The 20,410-nt window shown below is 46.2% G+C and carries 17 protein-coding genes; 7 read left to right on the top strand and 10 right to left on the bottom strand.

The annotated features are described in order from the left end of the window. Window positions 1-28: 28 nt before the first annotated feature. The 5 genes from gspG to gspC are packed head-to-tail and all read right to left on the bottom strand — an operon-like array spanning window position 29 to window position 6,232. On the bottom strand, window positions 29-472 hold the full coding sequence (gene gspG, locus R8N28_RS07395) for a type II secretion system major pseudopilin GspG (RefSeq protein ID WP_005379298.1): 444 nt from the start codon (window positions 470-472) through the stop codon (window positions 29-31). A gap of 59 nt (window positions 473-531) precedes the next feature. Further along, window positions 532-1,749, bottom strand: coding sequence for a type II secretion system inner membrane protein GspF (gspF, locus tag R8N28_RS07390; RefSeq protein ID WP_005379297.1), 1,218 nt, complete (start codon window positions 1,747-1,749; stop codon window positions 532-534). Beyond that, complete coding sequence (gene gspE, locus R8N28_RS07385; RefSeq protein WP_005379296.1) at window positions 1,749-3,251, bottom strand: type II secretion system ATPase GspE; 1,503 nt, start codon at window positions 3,249-3,251, stop codon at window positions 1,749-1,751. The genes gspF and gspE overlap by 1 nt, the downstream gene beginning before the upstream one ends. After that, window positions 3,251-5,269 (bottom strand): type II secretion system secretin GspD, encoded by a 2,019-nt coding sequence (gene gspD / locus R8N28_RS07380; protein ID WP_005379295.1) that lies wholly within the window; start codon window positions 5,267-5,269, stop codon window positions 3,251-3,253. The genes gspE and gspD overlap by 1 nt, the downstream gene beginning before the upstream one ends. Window positions 5,270-5,305: 36 nt before the next feature. Further along, on the bottom strand, window positions 5,306-6,232 hold the full coding sequence (gene gspC / locus R8N28_RS07375) for a type II secretion system protein GspC (protein WP_005379294.1): 927 nt from the start codon (window positions 6,230-6,232) through the stop codon (window positions 5,306-5,308). 253 nt (window positions 6,233-6,485) lie between these two features. Here gspC and hslR point away from each other — a divergent pair, with 253 nt between their 5' ends. The 4 genes from hslR to R8N28_RS07355 all read left to right on the top strand — a co-directional run bounded on the left by hslR (window position 6,486) and on the right by R8N28_RS07355 (window position 12,052). After that, window positions 6,486-6,872, top strand: a complete 387-nt coding sequence (gene hslR, locus R8N28_RS07370; protein ID WP_005379292.1) for a ribosome-associated heat shock protein Hsp15 — start codon at window positions 6,486-6,488, stop codon at window positions 6,870-6,872. Between the two features lie 31 nt (window positions 6,873-6,903). Beyond that, the gene (gene hslO / locus R8N28_RS07365) at window positions 6,904-7,779 is read left to right on the top strand and encodes an Hsp33 family molecular chaperone HslO (RefSeq protein WP_031780788.1); all 876 of its coding nucleotides are present in this window, start codon (window positions 6,904-6,906) and stop codon (window positions 7,777-7,779) included. A gap of 336 nt (window positions 7,780-8,115) precedes the next feature. Further along, window positions 8,116-9,744, top strand: a complete 1,629-nt coding sequence (pckA, locus tag R8N28_RS07360; RefSeq protein ID WP_053307278.1) for a phosphoenolpyruvate carboxykinase (ATP) — start codon at window positions 8,116-8,118, stop codon at window positions 9,742-9,744. 190 nt (window positions 9,745-9,934) lie between these two features. Then, window positions 9,935-12,052 (top strand): AsmA family protein, encoded by a 2,118-nt coding sequence (locus R8N28_RS07355; protein ID WP_262635398.1) that lies wholly within the window; start codon window positions 9,935-9,937, stop codon window positions 12,050-12,052. Here the strand turns inward: R8N28_RS07355 and R8N28_RS07350 are convergent. The 3 genes from R8N28_RS07350 to R8N28_RS07340 form a co-directional block, all read right to left on the bottom strand. Further along, entirely contained in the window at window positions 12,038-12,955 is a 918-nt protein-coding gene (locus tag R8N28_RS07350) for a bifunctional GNAT family N-acetyltransferase/hotdog fold thioesterase (protein ID WP_005379283.1), read from the bottom strand. The two genes, R8N28_RS07355 and R8N28_RS07350, sit on opposite strands and share 15 nt — an antisense overlap. 106 nt (window positions 12,956-13,061) lie before the next feature. Further along, on the bottom strand, window positions 13,062-13,496 hold the full coding sequence (gene dtd, locus R8N28_RS07345) for a D-aminoacyl-tRNA deacylase (RefSeq protein ID WP_005379282.1): 435 nt from the start codon (window positions 13,494-13,496) through the stop codon (window positions 13,062-13,064). Next, window positions 13,468-14,412: a virulence factor BrkB family protein gene (locus R8N28_RS07340; protein ID WP_005379281.1), complete on the bottom strand. Its 945-nt coding sequence runs from the start codon at window positions 14,410-14,412 to the stop codon at window positions 13,468-13,470. Before R8N28_RS07340 ends, dtd begins: the two co-directional genes overlap by 29 nt. Before the next feature lie 34 nt (window positions 14,413-14,446). Between R8N28_RS07340 and R8N28_RS07335 the strand changes: the two genes are divergently transcribed. Then, complete coding sequence (locus R8N28_RS07335; protein ID WP_005382972.1) at window positions 14,447-15,088, top strand: DUF2959 domain-containing protein; 642 nt, start codon at window positions 14,447-14,449, stop codon at window positions 15,086-15,088. Window positions 15,089-15,119: 31 nt separating this feature from the next. Here the strand turns inward: R8N28_RS07335 and R8N28_RS07330 are convergent, their stop codons facing one another. Then, complete coding sequence (locus R8N28_RS07330) at window positions 15,120-15,662, bottom strand: AAA family ATPase (protein WP_203345743.1); 543 nt, start codon at window positions 15,660-15,662, stop codon at window positions 15,120-15,122. A 72-nt stretch (window positions 15,663-15,734) separates the two neighbouring features. Then, complete coding sequence (gene typA, locus R8N28_RS07325; protein WP_318183340.1) at window positions 15,735-17,564, bottom strand: translational GTPase TypA; 1,830 nt, start codon at window positions 17,562-17,564, stop codon at window positions 15,735-15,737. Window positions 17,565-18,094: 530 nt separating this feature from the next. Here typA and glnA point away from each other — a divergent pair. Further along, complete coding sequence (glnA, locus tag R8N28_RS07320) at window positions 18,095-19,504, top strand: glutamate--ammonia ligase (RefSeq protein ID WP_005379275.1); 1,410 nt, start codon at window positions 18,095-18,097, stop codon at window positions 19,502-19,504. A gap of 195 nt (window positions 19,505-19,699) precedes the next feature. Beyond that, window positions 19,700-20,281, top strand: a complete 582-nt coding sequence (locus tag R8N28_RS07315) for a DUF4124 domain-containing protein (protein ID WP_262635399.1) — start codon at window positions 19,700-19,702, stop codon at window positions 20,279-20,281. Window positions 20,282-20,410 lie beyond the last annotated feature (129 nt).

Below are 20,410 nucleotides of genomic sequence, written 5' to 3'. Positions count from 1 at the left end.
TGTTTCATTAGTGCTGGCTTAGGCTCAATTATTGGAAGTCTTGCATGTTCCAGTTGCCAATATCTGCAGCTGGACCTTCTCCACCCTCTTGGCCATCTGCGCCTAGAGTGAAGATATCGATTGTACCGTTATCACCTGGGCTTAAGTATTGGTACTGGTTGCCCCAAGGGTCATTAGGAAGACGTTTGATGTAACCACCATCACGGTAGTTGCGTGGCTCTGGGTTAGATGGCTTACTAACCAATGCTTCTAGACCTTGGTCCGTTGTTGGGTAAACGCTGTTATCCAACTTGTACATATCTAAGGCATTTTCCAACGCGACAATGTCCGTAATCGCTTTTTGTTGGTCAGCCTTCTCTTTGTTACCCAATAGGTTTGGAACAACAAAACTTGCCAAAATACCTAGGATAACCACAACAACCATCACTTCTAAAAGTGTAAAACCCTGTTGTTTACTACGCTTAAACTTCATTTTTTTCTCCGAAAGTTAGATTAAAGCCATGCCGTTAGTAGACACGTCTTAATTCGAAATTATCCACTCATCAAGTTATTCATTTCTAGCATTGGCATCAAGGTCGCCATCACAATGAACAACACTAATCCAGCCATTAATGCAATCAGCGCAGGAGTAAACACACCCAGAGCAATATTGACTGTTGATTCAAAGTTTTGATCTTGGTTATCGGCAGCCCGCGTCAACATGCTCTCTAATTCACCACTTTGCTCACCACTGGCGATCATGTGTAGCATCATTGGTGGAAACAAGCGAGTTTGATCCAACGCCTTACGCAGACTAGCCCCCTCTCGAACGTTATCCGCTGCAAGCAAGACTTGCTGCTTCACATAACGGTTAGACATAACATCTACCGCAACGCGCATACCCTCTAGAATTGGAATCGCACTGGAAGTACAGATCGAAAGCGTTCGTGCGAATCGTGCGGTATTCAAACCTCGAGAGATCTTACCTATTAGCGGTAAGCTCAAGATTTTTCTGTCCCAAGCTAAGCGAAAGTCTGGCTTTTGCAACGCCAGTTTGAGGCCATAGAAAAGCGCCACCAGCACAACGAAAATAATCAGCCCCCAATCTTGCACAAACTCACTGGCTGCCAGTAAAAATTGCGTCGATTGAGGTAACTCTTGGCCCATCTGAATGATGGGTTCAATGATTTTAGGAACAACTGTCGCCAATAAGAACGAAACGATGACAACCGCGAATACCACCAAAACTACAGGATAAATCATGGCTTGAAGCAATTTAGATCGCATCTTTTGGCGGTTTTCGACGTAGTCTGCCAAACGCTCTAATACGGTATCGAGGTGACCTGATTTTTCGCCCGCCGCAACCATGGAGCGGTACAGTTCATCAAACACATGTGGGTAATCGGCAAAACTGTCGGCAAGCGGATAACCCTCTGTTACTTTCGAGCGAACCGCAGCCAACATAGAACGAATCCTCGGCTTTTCAGCCTGCTCAGAGACCGCACGCAAACACTCTTCCAAAGGCATACCTGATTGGACTAGCGTAGACAATTGCCGTGTGATGAGTGCCAGCTCAGATGTTGAGACGCCGCGCTTAAAGCTGACTGAACCTGAAGACTTAGCCGATTTAGCTTTCGTCTCAACCACTTCAATCGGGATCATCCCTTGCTCTTTGAGTCGCTGGCGCACTTGTCGGGCGTTGTCCCCTTCTATCGTGCCTTTTTTATGCTTGCCTTTTGCATCTAGCGCTTTGTACTCAAATGCCGCCATTAGGTTTCCTTCGTCACTCGCATCACTTCTTCAAGTGACGTAATGCCACGACGCACTTTGCTTAAACCATCGCTGCGAATACTTGGCGTATGGGCGCGAACGGCTCTCTCAATTTCTTGCTCACCAGACTCTCGGTGAATCAACTCTTGTACTTGCTCATCAACCATAATGAGCTCGTGGATACCTGTTCGACCTCGGTAGCCTTTTTGGTTACACGCTTCACAGCCTTTTGCTCGGTGCAGTTCTAACGGTTCATGCGCTTCCATACCAAACAGTTTTTTCTGTTCCGCATCGGCTTCATACGGCTCTTTACAGCTTGGACAAAGCGTTCGAACTAAGCGCTGCGCTAGCACCCCTAATAACGAAGAAGAAATAAGGAATGGCTCAATACCCATATCACGTAGACGCGTAATCGCACCCACTGCGGTGTTGGTGTGGAGAGTCGACATTACCAAGTGACCCGTTAAGGACGCTTGCACTGCAATTTGTGCGGTTTCTAAGTCACGGATCTCACCGACCATCACCACATCCGGGTCCTGACGCAGAATGGCACGCAAGCCGCGCGCAAACGTCATGTCGACCTTTGGGTTCACCTGAGTTTGACCGATGCCATCAATATCAAATTCGATCGGGTCTTCAACCGTTAGAATGTTGCGTTCGTTGCTATTGATCTCTTGCAAGCCAGCGTACAAGGTGGTGGATTTACCAGAACCTGTCGGGCCCGTCACCAAGATGATACCGTGAGGGCGGCCAATCAAGTGACGGAAGTTGTCATGCACTGAAGGGGTCATGCCCAAACTATGTAAATCAAGACGAGTCGCGTTTTTATCCAACAGACGCATTACCACGCGCTCCCCATGAGAGGACGGCATCGTCGATACACGCACGTCCACCGCACGACCACCGATACGCAACGAAATACGGCCATCTTGAGGCACACGCTTTTCTGCGATATCTAGTTTAGCCATAACCTTCACACGAGAAACCAGCAAAGGCGCTAGCTTACGACTTGGGGTCAGAACTTCACGCAATACGCCATCGACACGGAAACGAATCGAAAGGGTTTTCTCGAACGTCTCAATATGAATATCCGACGCACCTTCTTTGATCGCTTCGCCCAACATGGCGTTGATCAATTTGATGATTGGCGCATCGTCTTCCGATTCTAATAAGTCTTCATCATGCGGCAGTTCTTCAGCCAAAGAGAAGAAATCATCGCTATCAGCACCAATATCTTCCATCAACTGACGCGCTTCAGACGAGTCGCGTTGATATGCTTCAGTCAGCTTTTTATCAAAGGCTTCTTTATCGATAGGTTGCGGTACGAAGCTTTTCTTTAATACACGACGGACTTCAACCAGAGCCGCAGGGTTAAGCGGCTCGACATAGTAAAGAATAGGTGGACGCTCAGGATGCTCTGTCTCCAGCACCAGTTTAAAGCGGTTGGCAAAACTGAATGGCAGACGACGCATACTTGGCGCTGTGTCTAACATATCAACCATTAGTTGTTTTCCATTTGATCAATAAACGCTTGGATCTCTGTTGGGTGCTGACGCTCCTGGCCAAAGGCTGGCATAACCGGGATCTTCTCGTCAGCCATCAACTTCAAACCTTGATCCGCTTTGTAAAGCTGTTCTGCGCGAATAAAGTTGTATTTACGCTGCGTAATACCGTCGGCCGTCACACCATCGCGAATAATCGTCGGCTTGATGAACACCATCAAGTTACGTTTTTCTGTTTGCGTGCTAGTTGACTTGAACAGATGGCCAAGTACCGGAATGTCACCCAATAGCGGCACTTTAGACTCACTTTCAAGTGCGCGTTCATCGACCAAACCACCAAGAACCAACATCTGACCATCTTGGATCATGACAGAGGTGTTTAACTGTCGTTTAGCAAAGCGAACGTCAACCGCACCGTTTGCGCCTAATACGTTGGAAACTTCTTGTTCAATGTTTAACTGTACAGAGTCACCTTCGTTAATTTGTGGCACTACTTTGAGTTTGATACCGACTTCTTTACGGTCAACCGTTTGGAATGGGTTGTCGTTGTTTGAGCCAGCCGTAGAGCCCGTAATAACCGGAACCTCTTCACCCACAATAAATGATGCTTCGCCATTATCCATTACGGTAATACTCGGAGAAGATAGAATGTTTGAGTTGGAGTCAGAAGCAACAGCACTAATTAGCGCTGTCCAGTCACCCATGACAATACTCATTGCCGCACCATTTACTCCGCTAAGTGCTGACGCTAGCGTAGAGTAGTCACCTGATTCAGTAACATCATATGGCGTTCGTTCGCCATTAGAGTTGGTATAGTATTCAGTTCGGGTTTGATCTTTTGCTTCTTCTAGACCAACCATCACCTGACCAATCGGGGCTCCTGAGTTACCGTACTGAATTACAGCACCCGTTTCTAATGAACCCCACTGAACACCTAGGTTAATACCATCACCTTCAGACATTTCGACAATTAACGCTTCAATAAGAACCTGAGCACGACGAATATCGAGTTGAGAAATGACGTCTTGTAATGCCATCATAATATCTGGTGGCGCTGTTAAAACTAACGAGTTAGTTGCAGCGTGAGCAGCAATGACGACCTCACCACGCGATGCACCTGATGTTTTCTGACCGGCTTGCTTTTCAGCTTGCAGGTTATCGGAAACACCTTTCAATACATCCACCAAGTCTTCAGCTTTCGCATTTTTCAGGTACACAACTCGGTTGTTACCTTTTGTCGCCATTTCAACATCAAGTTGACGAATCAAACGTTTCAAGCGGGCTCTTACTTTTGGATCACCAGAAATTAAAATCGCGTTAGTACGTTCATCGGCCACAATTTTAGGTTCAAGGAACTCTGGCGTGCTTTTCTGATTCGCACTTTTATTCAGTGCTTCGACAATGCGTACCATTTCAGCAGCAGATGCATTACGCAGCTCCACCAATTCAATTTCTTTATCACCGGCTTGGTCAACACGCTTGATGATCTCTGCTAAGCGATTCACTACTGCCGCACGACCAGTAATCAAGATAATATTCGCTGGATCATAATGAACCACGTTACCGGCACCGGCGTTATCAATCAGCTGACGAAGTAGAGGAGACAACTCTCGAACCGACACATTACGCACCGCGACAACTCGAGTGATAACACTATCGCCTTGCGCGCTGCCATCACCTAACACAGGGATTGCTGAGGTTTTTGAGTCTTTTGCTTTGATAACCTTAAGTACCCCATTGTCCATTTCTACGACTGCGTAACCGTATACTTCAAGGACATTAAGGAAAAAGCTGTAGTATTGCTCTTCGTTAAGAACGTCATAGCTGCGGACATCGATTTTACCGCGTACTGAAGGATCAACAATGATGGTCTTTTCGAGGTTACGACCCACTATGTTGATGAATTCTTGAATATCAGTGCCTTTAAAGCTCGCACTAAATTCGTTTGCCATTGCACCTGGTACGCAGAGTAAACTTCCTGCTAGTAGCCAAGCACTTTTGCTGAACCAATGTTTCACGTATGTCTCCCTGAACTTACGCCGGTTGCCTAAGTCTTACAATTGGATATAGATATCGTACTGTTGGCCGTCTCGCTCAACAGTTAAATTTAATTCTTGCGGATCGCTCATCACTTGCATCAGTTGTACTGAAGAAGACGGGTCACTTAAATCGATCCCGTTCAGTTGAACCGCAATATCGCCAGGTTGTAGCCCTACATCATTAAATAATGCGGCATCACGACCAGGTGATACTCGATAACCAACAATGTCTCCGTCTTTTTTGACGGGTGAAATGGTGATGTATTTAAAAACGCTTTGTGGATCTTTCGCAATTTCCTCGCGGATTTGCTCTAATTTCTCTCCAACGTCAGACGTCGCTGCTTCTGCTCGCTGAGCTTGCGCCCTAGCTACCTGCGGCGATTCAGATAGCTTCTTATATTCTATACCTTCCATCATTAAGGTCTCGTCTCGACCTTGGTTATCAATGATGACGCGATCCACCAATACCGCTTTTAGTGTCGCACGTGTCCCTTCGATTTCTTCACCCAAACCGTACGTAGCTTGCTTACCTCGGTTAGCAATAACAGCAAGGCTGGTGTTGGCATCACTACTTGCAACCGCACCGACCAGCGTAAGGTTAAGGCGCGTCTTAGGGGCGTCTTTAACAATAGGCTGTTCTACAACCGCCGCTTTTTGCTCAGTGTATTTACCGAATAGGTTGGCATTCTGAAGGGCATTAAAATCTATCGCGTCGCCTTTATTGCTCGCAGCAACGCTACTCGCCGATGGACGCCATTGCGGCACTTCCGACGATTGAGGTATGGCTAACCACACAATTTTGCCAAGTATCCATCCGGTTATCGCAATAAACAGACAGGTAAGCAACAAGCTAAGTTTGGCTTGAATGGTATAATGATTGGACTTGATCTGAGCCAGTAGCGGTCTGCTTGATAATCCTGCACTTAGCTCTAAACGTTTCACTGAATGGATTCCTTTATTCTAACGTCCGTCATTTAAGCTATAACGATAGCTATCGACTTTAAATTGCTAAATTTGCAATAAAATTATTACTCAACAAAGAGCAGTGAACTATATCACAAGTTGTCTTTCATACCTTTTTCTTATGCAGTTTTTGCCAACTCCCTTGAAAAAAATACGCCTTGACTCCATCTGTAGGTGAATAATCCATCACTCATTGCCGTATTCGGGCAGTGATTAGATAGCGTAGTGTTCTATGAGTTCCCTAAATGAAGCCGTTAGGCTAGATAAATGGCTATGGGCCGCAAGATTTTACAAAACCCGCTCCATCGCGCGTAACATGGTCGATGGCGGTAAAGTCCACTATAATGGCCAACGAAGCAAGCCGAGTAAAATCGTTGAAGTGGGCGCTGAAGTCAGACTTCGTCAAGGCAACGAAGAAAAAATCGTGATAATCGAACAAATCTCAGATCAACGCCGAGGCGCTCCCATCGCACAAACCTTATATCGCGAAACCAATGAGAGTATCGCGAAACGTGAGGAACACGCGACTCAACGTAAGCTTAATGCCCACAACCCAAGTCCGGAACGCCGCCCAGATAAAAAGCAGCGCAGAGACATCATTAAGTTCAAACACCAATAAAAGCCGGAATTACCAACGAGGAAAGCACTCCATGGCAAATAATGTTTTAAACCGCTACCTATTCGAAGATCTTTCAGTACGTGGCGAGTTGGTACAATTGGATGAAGCGTACCAACGTGTTATCTCCAGCAAGGAATATCCGGCAGCAATAGAGAAACTGCTGGGTGAGCTACTCGTTTCAACTACTCTTTTAACTGCCACTCTTAAGTTCGAAGGTTCGATCACCATCCAGCTACAAGGCGACGGTCCTGTGTCTCTTGCCGTTATCAACGGTGACCATAACCAACGTGTTCGTGGCGTAGCTCGCTGGGAAGGCGATATTGCCGATGACGCAAACATTCACGATCTAATGGGTAAGGGCTACCTTGTGATCACCATCGAACCGAAAAACGGCGAGCGTTACCAAGGCGTCGTTGGATTAGAAGGTGACACTTTAGCAGAAGTGCTAGAAGGCTACTTTGCAAACTCAGAGCAGTTAAAAACGCGCCTATGGATCCGCACTGGTGAGCATGAAGGCAAAGCACACGCAGCAGGTATGTTGATTCAAGTGATCCCTGACGGCACTGGCTCTCCAGATGATTTCGAACATCTAGAGCAGCTCACTGACACAGTAAAAGATGAAGAATTGTTTGGTTTAGAAGCGAACGAGTTATTGTATCGACTATATAACCAAGACAAAGTACGTCTGTACGAGCCGCAACCTGTCGAGTTCCATTGTGGCTGTTCTCGTGAGCGTAGCGGTGCAGCAATCATCACCGTTGAGAAAGCTGAAATTTATGACATTTTGGCAGAAGTTGGATCAGTTTCTTTACATTGTGATTACTGTGGCACAACTTATACGTTCGACGAATCTGAAGTCACTGAACTGTATGCACAAGCTTCTACAGACAAGAAAACCCTGCATTAATTTACATAGCTTATCAAGCACGTAATTTACCCTACAAAAGGCCAGCTTAATGCTGGCCTTTTTGTGATCAACCCCTCGTAATAACTAGCCTCAAGCGTAATAAAACAACTGCTTAATTTTAAACAATTAATAATGATTTTGCCCTAGCGCAAAGGATTGCGTGCACGATAGACTATTCCCACCAATATGTGACGGGTTACCTAAAACCTTATTGAAATCATGGGTAAATTTTGAGCTATCTCCCTGTTTTCTCCCCGCCCCGTTGCTAGCATGGTGAGCAGATTAAAATTAAAACATTCTTACAAAATCCCTACAAAATCCTTATAAGGAGCACCTATGACCGTTATGGAACATACTAAGGCTGCAACACTTGATCTAACCAAGCACGGACTGCATAACGTAAAAGAGGTTATTCGCAACCCAAGCTACGAAATGTTGTTTGAGGAAGAAACGCGTGAAGACCTAACCGGTTATGAGCGCGGCGTGGTTACTGAACTAGGTGCGGTTGCCGTTGACACTGGCATCTTTACTGGTCGCTCACCAAAAGATAAATATATCGTCAAAGACGCTACGACAGAAGAACATATGTGGTGGACGTCTGATCAAGTGAAAAATGATAACAAACCAATCACTCCTGAAGTGTGGGACGAGCTAAAAGAACTGGTCACAAACCAGCTTTCTAACAAACGCTTGTTTGTTGTTGACGGTTACTGTGGTGCAAACCCAGATACACGTTTGAGCATTCGTGTTATCACAGAAGTCGCATGGCAAGCGCACTTCGTTAAAAACATGTTTATTCGCCCGACGGAAGAAGAGTTAGCGATATTTGAACCAGACTTCGTAGTAATGAATGGCGCAAAATGCACTAATCCAAAATGGGAAGAGCAAGGCCTGAACTCAGAAAACTTCACCGTATTTAACCTAACCGAGCGCATGCAACTTATCGGTGGTACTTGGTACGGCGGTGAAATGAAGAAAGGTATGTTCGCCATGATGAACTACTTCCTTCCACTAAAAGACATCGCATCAATGCACTGTAGCGCTAACATGGGCAAAGATGGCGATGTAGCGGTATTCTTCGGTCTATCTGGTACGGGTAAAACGACCCTGTCGACTGATCCTAAACGCGCGCTAATTGGTGATGATGAGCACGGCTGGGATGATGACGGTGTCTTCAACTTCGAAGGTGGTTGTTACGCAAAAACCATCAAACTTTCGAAAGAAGCAGAGCCGGACATCTACAATGCAATTCGTCGTGATGCACTGCTAGAAAACGTAACAGTACGTGGCGATGGTTCTATCGACTTTGATGATGGTTCGAAAACAGAAAACACACGTGTTTCTTACCCTATCTACCATATCGATAATATCGTTAAGCCAGTATCAAAAGGCGGTCACGCGAATAAAGTGATCTTCCTATCAGCCGATGCATTTGGCGTACTGCCTCCAGTATCTAAATTGACACCCGAGCAAACTAAGTACCACTTCCTGTCTGGCTTTACCGCCAAACTAGCGGGAACAGAGCGCGGTATTACTGAGCCAACACCAACTTTCTCTGCTTGTTTCGGCGCGGCGTTCCTAACGCTTCACCCAACTAAATACGCAGAAGTACTGGTTAAACGCATGGAAGCAGCAGGCGCTGAGGCTTACCTAGTGAATACTGGTTGGAACGGCACTGGCAAACGTATCTCTATTCAAGATACACGCGGAATTATTGATGCCATTCTTGATGGTTCGATTGAAGAAGCACCAACTAAGCACATTCCAATCTTCAACCTTGAAGTACCAACGTCACTACCAGGTGTGGATCCTAGCATTCTAGACCCTCGCGACACGTACGTTGACCCACTTCAGTGGGAAAGCAAAGCGAAAGATTTAGCAGCGCGCTTTATCAATAACTTTGATAAGTACACAGACAACGCTGAAGGTAAATCCCTGGTTGCGGCTGGTCCTCAGATTGATTAAATCGAGTAACCGCGACGTCGCGTAAACGCAGTGAAAAGTTGGCATTAACTTATCACCTTTACGTAGGCCAAGTTACAAAAATTGCTTCAAGCCCCTCTTTTGAGGGGCTTTTTATTGAATACCACAGAATATTGATACAAGCTAAAGCCTATCTAGTTTTATTTCATAACACACGTAGGTTCTAGCAAAGATGAAAACAGCGCGTCGAGTTCTACTTCTGTTACTGGTTATCTTAGTTGCCATTCCAGCCGCTACGATTGCGCTGCTAACAACATCTTACGCGGACGCAACCTGGCGCTTGCTGTCAAACACCTTTTCTCTTCCCTTCCGGGCCGGAAGCGTGCGTTATGGCTTTCCCTATCACCTAACTTTACAACGCGTGAACACCAGCGGAGACGATGCGTCTTACATCGAGCAAGTCGATTTATGGATGAATCCCGATGTTTATCGCGATGGTAAATGGATCGTTGATAGTTTATTGATTGATGGTATGAGCTTGCAGTATGGCGCACCAAAGCTCCCACCTTTAGACAACGTTTTATTCCATCAAATCGCGCTCAAAAATATTGATTACGCCGACGAGCAGTTCTCTGCCAATGGCATTGACCTTCAAATTCAATCACCACAATGGAATGGTCAATTAATACCATATGGCGAAGTTCAACTTGCGGCCGACCAACTCTATTGGAATGGCGAAGCCTTTAATCAAGTCTTAGTCGATATAGACTACAAACCGCAAGACAGTACGCTTTATGGCACCTCTTTTAACTGGCGTAACAGTCAAATATCTGGGCAAGGGGAGCAGTATCCTCAAGGCTGGTCTTTAGTAAATGTGACCATCAACAAGCTGAAACTGAGTAATACGCAGCGCCAATCACTGCTTGCAAAACCTTGGCACGATCTACCATTTAGCATTAATCATATTAATAGCTTAGATTTGCTTAACGCCGATATTGAATGGGGCGACTGGCACTGGCAGAACTTGGATCTTTCTGTGGAAAACGCCACACTGCCACTGTCTCTCTGGAAGACAAAAGCTCAAGTGTCATTGCAGGCGGATAGCGTTCGATTCCAGCAGCAAACCGCAATAGAGCCACGTTTGAGTGCCGCTATCGAGCCAGGAGTAATCCAGCTCAACGAGCTCAGCTTAGATTGGCAGCAAGGTCGAGTGCAAGTTTCTGGATTGTTCACGCCAACACAATGGAAGCTCAAAGAAGCCTCTATTCAAGGCCTCAAGTGGGCAACACAGCCAGAAGACAACCTAAATTGGTGGCACGCCGCCACCAGCGAGTTAGAGCATGTTGCAATCGAACGACTCGACATTGAGCGCAGCCAAATTATCCAGCTATCTCACGAACCTTATTGGCAACTTTCCGGTTTAAATATCGAAGGACAACAGCTTGATATTAAACAGTCGGCTCAACGTTGGGGCCTTTGGCAAGGCGAATTGGAAGTCAGCGTTGTCAACGCCAGCTATGACCAAATACTCACGTCTCACGCAGCACTTGCCATGCAAAGCAAAGATGGCTTTTGGCAATTGACTCGCCTTTTTGCGCCACTCGAGGAAGGCTACGTAGAAGGCATCGGACAGATAGATTTGAGTACCCCAAGCCAACCTTGGGCGCTCAACGTCAATGCTGATGGTATTCCCTTATCGCTCTTCCACGATTATTTTTTACCCGACACACTGGCTATTGATGGTTTTTCCGATCTTAGCCTCGATCTACAAGGGTTATCAGGTGATCGCAACATGCTGGCCTACAGCTTATCGGGTGAAGTGGAAGCCAATCTCCGAGATACCCGCTTGAAGTCCCAAGCGGATCATTCGCTCAAAGCCATTACCTTAAGTCCACTGCGTTTAAGCGCGCAACGAGGGGAAGTTGCCATAACGCCGGTCACCATCTCAGGAAAAGCCATAAGTGGTAAGGTTTGGGGAACATTTGATATGGCCAACAACCCGCTAAGTGGCATTACTTATCAATTGGAAGAGTCGTGCGGAAACATTGAAGGCGATCTACTAAGTGGCGAAACCCACCGTAATGAGTGCGTGAACGCATCAAAACTGGCCGAGCCTACTGATATTGAGACTCCACAGAAAAATGAACCTTCCATCGAGCAGCCAATCGTAATTGATAACATCAATTTGGAGACTCAAGAGGAAGAGCTTTACGAAGAAGTTATCGAAGAAGATGAAGTACCCGACACGAATTCCGCAGCAGAACAAACCCTCTCACCGACAGAGCAAGAAGGTGAAACAGATAAGCGCCCAGCAGATCAGTCGGCGCTTACCCCATCAGCAACTGAGTAACTGCGAGTAGTTCGGTATCAGCATATAGGTACCGACAAAATCAACAGCTGGCGTGTCACCACTATAAATCACTACGTGAATAACGATGCGTGCTTTGCGTCCCGACTCCAATCGGTCTAGGTCACCACTGATCCCATCCAACGAAGTACTCGCCACGGGGTTTTGTTCGACTGGTTGACGATAGCGAATCGAGCTGTCGGCCAACACAATATCACCGTGCAGCCCACGCTCTTTAAGCAGCAGCCACGTCATCCCCCACCCTGTCAGGGTTGCTAAGGTAAAAGCTGACCCAGCGAACATGGTGTTATGCGGATTAAGGTTAGGATTAAGCTGCGCACAGCATTCAAACTGGTAACCCGTGTACTGGTTAATCTTGATCCCCATTTTGTCGCTAATTGGGATTTGTTGCTCCCAGCGCTGTTGAAGCTCAGTACACCATTCAGGGCGACGTAACACATTGGCCATCGGATCCAGTTGCTTCACCATTTGCTGATGGCGCACAGGGCCACGCTCATCGGTCAGCTCACCTCGACGCTCAAAGCCATTTTTTTCATAAAAGGCGATGGCATCTTCACGGGCATTACACACCAAGCGTTTCGCTCCTTCCTGGCGTGCTAACGACTCTAGTGCAACCAAAACCAGCGAACCCATCCCTTTGCTACGGCGATTATTTTTAACCGCCATATAGCGGATCTGGCCATCATTGTCCGGCGTAATGTATAAACGGCCAATCGCCATAGGACGACCTCGACCATCAACAATCATGCGGTGATGACTCATTTCGTCGTATTCATCGCGCTCTGAGCCGATCGGCATACGCCATGGCTCACGAAGCAGTTGCCAGCGAAACTGATAATACTTGTTTATCTGATTATCGGTTTTGGGAGTAATGAGTTTGAACATATCAATCCTTTGAAAGCACAACACTAATCAGTGTCGGAAAAATTACTCCAAGCCAATTCCATGAGCTTGGAGTTAAAGCTTAGACTATGGCGCCTGTGTTACCAGATTAGACCTGCAACCAAAACGTCACAGGACCGTCATTCACCAAGGACACTTTCATATCGGCAGCGAAGCGGCCACGCTGTGTGGGTAAGACTTCTTCACACAAGTCAGAAAAGTAATCATACAAGCGCTCTGCATCAACAGGATGCGCACCGCGAGAAAAGCCAGCTCGCGTGCCTTTTTTTGTATCCGCAGGCAGCGTAAATTGAGAAACCACCAGCACTTTACCTTCCACCTGTTTAACGTTCAGGTTCATCTTGCCTTCGTCATCTTCGAACACACGGTAGGTTGTAACACGCTCCATTAAACGCTTTGCTTTAGCTTCATCGTCGTCCTTCTCTACGCCCAATAAGACCAGCAGACCACGATCAATTTCTCCTACGACTTCACCATCCACGCGGACGGCTGCTTCACTGACTCGTTGAATTAGCGCTATCACTACTCTCGCTTCCTTCATCTGTTAACTGAGATTCAGCGGTCGAGTGTATCATGTCTAAATCTTCACTCCAGTGCTCTCGCTCACCAAGCGCAGCCGTAACTTCCGCCCCCAATAACACGATCATCCAGCATAAATACACCCAAACAAATAAGATAGGAATCGCCGCTAACGCGCCGTAGATGAGCTGATAAGACGGAAACTGAGTGATGTAAAGCGCAAAGCCTTTTTTACTCAACTCGAACAGTATCGCGGCGACTGCTGCCCCCATGGCACCATGAGCGAGGTGTACTTTTTTATTCGGCACTAGAATATACAAGCCAAGAAAAGCAAAAAAGGACAGCAACAACGGTAGCCAACGCAGAAATAAATTAAACGCACCAGATAATGTCTCGTTCTCTAAAATTTGCAGCGAAGTCACGTACGACGTCGCCGCAATACTCGCACCGACCATGATCGGCCCTAACGTGAGTACCATCCAATACATAGAGAATGAAAAGACTAAACGGCGCTTGTCTTTAACTCGCCAAATGTAGTTTAAGTTCTTATCAATGTTGGAAATCAGCATGACCGCTGCGATGAATAAAAACCCACCGCCAACCGCGCTCATTTTGCCCGTATTCGCCACAAATTCCTGTAATGCCGTATGTACAGCTTCTCCAGAAGCTGGCACAAAATTCTCAATAATGTAGCCTTGCAGCACCTCACCAACGTTCGCAAAAACGGGAAATTTCGACAATATTGATAACAATACCGTCAGCATTGGCACGATGGATAACAAGGTAATGTAGGCAAGATAGCCCGCGTTCACATTCACACGGTCATGCGTTAATCGCTTAAGAAGATACTTAAAAAACGCGACGCAACTTGGCAGTAGATTGATTAATCTCGCCTTGTAACTCTCTGATAACTGGTTCATAGTTCATCCCATAATTAGCGCCGAGGACATAAGAATGCCTTATTTATTAGCAATTGTACTATCAATTTTCACTTTAACAGGGTGTCAATCTGCTTATTACTCAGCAATGGAGCAGGTTGGGTATCATAAACGAGATATTATGGTCGACCGCGTCGAAGATGCCAAAGAATCTCAACAAGATGCACAAGAAGAATTCACCAGTGCACTTGAAGCCTTGTCTGCGATCACCAACTTTGATGGTGGTGAGCTAGAAAATGTCTACAACAACATCAATGACAAATACGAAGATAGCGAAAAAGCGGCTCAAGACGTACGTGACCGTATTGCTGCGATTGAAGACGTATCCGGCGCACTGTTTGATGAGTGGCAAGATGAGCTAGAGCTGTACTCGAGTGCGAAACTGCGTCGTTCAAGCGAGCAAAAACTACGTGAAACCAAAGCCTCGTACAAAACCATGCTTAGCGCTATGAAGCGTGCAGAGAAAAAGATGACACCGGTACTGGACACGCTGCGTGACAACACGTTGTACTTAAAACACAACCTTAACGCCAGTGCGATTGGTTCTTTGCAAGGTGAGTTCTCTAGCTTAGAGAAGGACATTCAGTTTGCGATCAAACAAATGAACGAAGCGATTGCAGAGTCCGATAAATTCCTACAAAAGCTCAATCAAAAGTAAATGATTCAGACCTCCTCCTAGCGAGGAGGTTTTAGTCGGCGACCTTACCGAGTAAACCGATGACTCTTCGAACAAAGCCTACCCTCTCTGGCACAGTTCCCCATGGCACTTCTACCACTTCATAACCCAACTCAGTATAGACACTCACTAACGACTGATGAATCTCCAATGCTTCTTCAAAGCTGTACGGACGCACTTCATCTTGTACGTAAATGGATGCTTCAGGTCGACAAGTAAACACCTGACTATGGTACCCAGCGCTTTCGGTTAAGAAAGCTTGGTCAACCTTACAGCCGCCCACTTGTAGGTATGCAATGATGTCGGGGATGGCGCGATCAACAAACGCAACATCATGACAACGCGCATCACTCTTTTGTTTGTCCATCAACCCAAGGCATAACTTGGCAAACTCAGGTAAATTCGTCCACGGCAAAATACCATTTTCTAACTGGCTTTGCTGCTCAATCAAGTCGCGAGACCCTTCAGGAAACGTGGCGTAACCACACGCGTCTAGCGCATTCAGCAGTGTTGTTTTTCCCGCACCAGGCCCACCGGTGATAATAATCGGGTTCATATTCAACTCCAGAAAACAAAAAGCCCCGAGCATAACTCGAGGCTTCTTCTTAATTGAATCGCTTAACGAAAATTATTTCGCGCCACGAGAAGCACGCTTACGGTCGCTTTCCGTTAGGAACTTCTTACGGATACGGATGCTTTCAGGCGTTACTTCTACTAGCTCGTCGTCATCGATGAATTCTAGTGCTTGCTCAAGAGTCATCTTGATTGGCGGAGTAAGAACCTGTGCGTCATCTGTACCTGATGCACGAACGTTGGTTAGCTGCTTACCTTTCAGTGCGTTTACCGTTAGGTCGTTGTCACGGCTGTGAATACCGATAACCATACCTTCGTAAACTTCAACACCGTGACCGATAAATAGACGACCACGCTCTTGAAGGTTGAACAGTGCGTTAGTTAGCGCTTTACCCATCGCGTTCGCGATTAGTACACCGTTTACACGTTGACCGATGTTACCGCCTTTGTGAGGGCCGTAGTGATCAAACGTATGGTAAAGAAGACCTGAACCTGAAGTCAGTGTCATGAATTCCGTTTGGAAACCGATCAGACCACGTGATGGCATAACGAAGTCCATACGCACACGACCTTTACCGTCTGGAGACATGTCTTTCAGCTCACCTTTACGTAGGCCAATGTTCTCCATGATGCCGCCTTGGTGCTCTTCCATTACGTCGATAGTTACCGTTTCGAACGGTTCCATCAACTGACCATCTTCTTCTTTGATGATTACTTCTGGACGAGATACCGCAAGCTCGAAGCCTTCACGACGCATGGTTTCGATCAGGATAGAAAGGTGAAGTTCACCACGACCTGATACGCGGAATTTATCTGGATCGTCTGTTTGCTCAACGCGTAGTGCAACGTTGTGTACCAGTTCCTTCTCAAGACGCTCAAGGATGTTACGTGACGTTACGAACTTACCTTCTTTACCCGCGAATGGAGACGTGTTTACTTGGAACGTCATTGTTACTGTTGGTTCATCAACAGACAATGGTGGTAATGCTTCTACTGCGTTTTGTGCACAGATAGTGTCAGAAATTTTCAGCTCGCCAAGACCAGTGATTGCGATGATATCACCCGCGTTAGCTTGTTCAACTTCGTGACGCTCTAGGCCAAGGTAGCCCATTACTGTACCCACTTTACCGTTGCGAGTTTTACCATCAGCACCAATAATGGTTACCTGCTGGTTTGGTTTAACGCTACCACGAGTTACGCGAGCCACGCCGATAACACCAACGTAAGAGCTGTAGTCTAGCTGAGAAACTTGCATCTGTAGTGGACCATCAAGGTCAACATTTGGCGCGTCAACAACATCAACGATAGTTTGGAATAGTGGTTCCATGTTCTCGCCAGTTTCGCCTTCTTCTAGAGAAGCCCAACCGTTAAGTGCTGATGCGTAAACTACTTTAAAGTCTAGCTGGTCATCAGTTGCACCTAGGTTGTCGAACAGGTCGAACACTTGGTCCATAACCCAATCAGGACGTGCGCCAGGGCGGTCAATCTTGTTGATTACAACGATTGGTTTTAGACCGTGAGCAAACGCTTTTTGTGTTACGAAACGCGTTTGAGGCATTGGACCATCAACTGCGTCAACGATAAGTAGTACAGAGTCTACCATCGACATGATACGCTCAACTTCACCACCGAAGTCCGCGTGTCCCGGAGTATCTACGATGTTGATACGGTAATCGTTCCAGTCGATTGCTGTGTTTTTAGCAAGAATGGTAATACCGCGCTCTTTCTCGATGTCGTTCGAGTCCATGACTCGCTCTTCAGCTTCACCGCGAGACTCAAGCGTGCCTGATTGTTGTAGCAGCTTGTCAACCAACGTGGTTTTACCGTGGTCAACGTGCGCGATGATCGCGATATTTCTTAATTTATCAATCTGTGGAGTAGCCATGGATATTGATTCACTTAGATAGATGAAATGCCCCCACGCTGAGAACGGGTGCTCTCTGGCGACATTTGCTGATTAAAAAAACGGCCATAATGTACCAGATTTTAGCAAAAAGCCTAGAAATATGTGATCTACTCCCGAGCATTTCTGCGATTTTTACGCTTAATGCCCATTTTCTTCCTCAGAACGAATTGATTAAACGCAACTTTATTCTAATCGATGCATAATTCAAATTGACTCTTGCTCAAAAACTGGGCTGAATACGCAATGTACCTGTCACATTATGGTGCAACAATGATTTTTAGCACCATAATAGTGCAATCAAAGATCATTTTGGTGCAAGCAACTGCACCAAACTAGCATTCAAAAACACAATTGCTTGAAATTAATGGAATATTTTTTTTGGCACGGTTTTGGCTTTAGTTAAAACAGCATCGATTAATGAAAAGTCAAATTGATTAATCAATGCCAGGTTTCATGAATAATTCATAAATCGAGCTTTTACCGCTTATTAACACTGGAGGTTATCCAAGATGTCAGTAGAAAACGTTCTATCGCTGATCCAAGAAAACGAAGTTAAGTTTGTTGACCTACGCTTCACTGATACAAAAGGTAAAGAGCAGCACATTTCGATCCCTGCTCACCAAATCGACGCAGACTTCTTCGAAGAAGGTAAAATGTTCGATGGTTCATCAGTTGCTGGCTGGAAAGGTATCAACGAATCAGACATGGTAATGATGCCTGACGCATCTTCTGCTGTGCTTGACCCATTCACGGAAGACGCAACACTAAATATCCGTTGTGACATCTTAGAGCCTGCAACAATGCAAGGCTACGACCGTGACCCACGCTCTATCGCAAAACGCGCTGAAGACTTCATGCGTTCTACTGGTGTTGCAGATACTGTACTTATCGGTCCTGAGCCAGAATTCTTCCTATTTGATGACGTGAAGTTCTCGACAGACATGTCAGGCTCTTTCTTCAAAATCGACGACGTAGAAGCAGCATGGAACACAGGTTCTGACTACGAAGAAGGTAACAAAGGCCACCGTCCAGGCGTTAAAGGTGGTTACTTCCCAGTCGCTCCAGTAGATTCATCTCAAGACATCCGTTCTGCTATGTGTCTAGTAATGGAAGAAATGGGTCTTGTTGTTGAAGCGCACCACCACGAAGTGGCAACGGCGGGTCAAAACGAAATCGCAACTCGTTTCAACACGCTAACAACCAAAGCTGACGAAATCCAAATCTACAAGTACGTTGTACACAACGTTGCTCACGCGTTTGGTAAAACAGCGACGTTTATGCCTAAACCACTTGTTGGCGACAACGGCAGCGGTATGCACGTTCACCAGTCTCTAGCAAAAGATGGCGTAAACCTATTTGCTGGTGACAAGTACGGCGGTCTATCTGAAATGGCGCTTTACTACATCGGTGGTATCATCAAACACGCTCGTGCAATCAACGCATTCGCTAACCCATCAACAAACTCGTACAAACGCCTTGTACCAGGCTTCGAAGCACCAGTAATGCTAGCTTACTCAGCGCGTAACCGCTCTGCTTCAATCCGTATCCCAGTGGTACCAAGCCCGAAAGCACGTCGTATCGAAGTTCGTTTCGGTGACCCAGCGGCGAACCCATACCTATGTTTCGCAGCAATGCTTATGGCTGGTCTTGACGGTATCAAGAATAAGATCCACCCAGGCGAAGCGATGGATAAAGACCTTTACGATCTTCCAGCTGAAGAAGCAGCAGAAATCCCAACTGTTGCATACTCACTAAAAGACGCGCTAGCAGAGCTAGATGCTGATCGTGAGTTCTTAACAGCGGGCGGCGTATTCTCTGACGACTTCATCGATTCATACATCGACCTTAAGTCTCAGGACGTAGAGCGTGTGAACATGACAACTCACCCTGTTGAGTTCGAACTTTACTACTCTGTGTAAGGTCGACACTGTGTAAAATGTAAACACAGCAATAAAATATTAGGCTCGCCTCGCAGGCGGGCCTTTTTTGTATTCGCCACTCAAGCTTCGACGTTTAACATGAGGGGATAATAAAAATACGCTTAGAATTTTTCCTTACAGGTCAAAGAGCTAAGCCATTGAAACGTGAAATCATCGAACAAGAGAAGGTGAGCAATGAAAGTTCAGCTTATTCCATCACTGTGTGCACTCAGCGGATTGTTAATCGCCTCTATCGCCTTCGCGCAGGTCGCGTATACGTGGGTAGATGAAAATGGCGTGGTTCACTTTAGTGATACGCCAAACAAAGGAGCAAAAGCGATCGCACTGCCAAACCTTGAAGTCAGCGCACCAGCTCCTGAGGTAGAAAGTACTGAATCGCTCGCACCTCAGACTACGCCATCTACTGCATCACAAAACAAGCCAGAGAAAACAACCGATCAGCCTCTCCCATTACAACTCTCGATGCTGACTCCCAAGCACAACGAGACCATCCGCAGCAATCGAGGCATCATCAATATTCAATTAGAAACCAATCGCAAGCTTGGTATCGGTGAGCAATTGCAATTGTTACTCGATGGAAAACCTTATGGTGCACCACAAAACCATATAGTGTGGCAGTTAAACAATATTGACCGAGGCACTCACACACTTGCTGTGCACGCGAAAAGAAGCGGCAAGCTTATTGCATCTACTAGCCCTATAACGGTGCATTTACATAGAGCAAGTGTTAAGCCGACCGTAAAAGGGGCAAAATAGAATATCTGGTGAAAAAAATCACATCACAGCGATGCTTTTCACTTTTTCTTCTAAGATTTATTCGCCATACTTAACGTTCAATTGCACCATTATTGTGCATCGCACAATCTTAAAGCAAAACAAGGACGT

The sequence above is a fragment of the Vibrio sp. Vb1554 genome (genome assembly GCF_033344235.1).
This window is presented reverse-complemented; position numbering and strand designations above follow the sequence as displayed.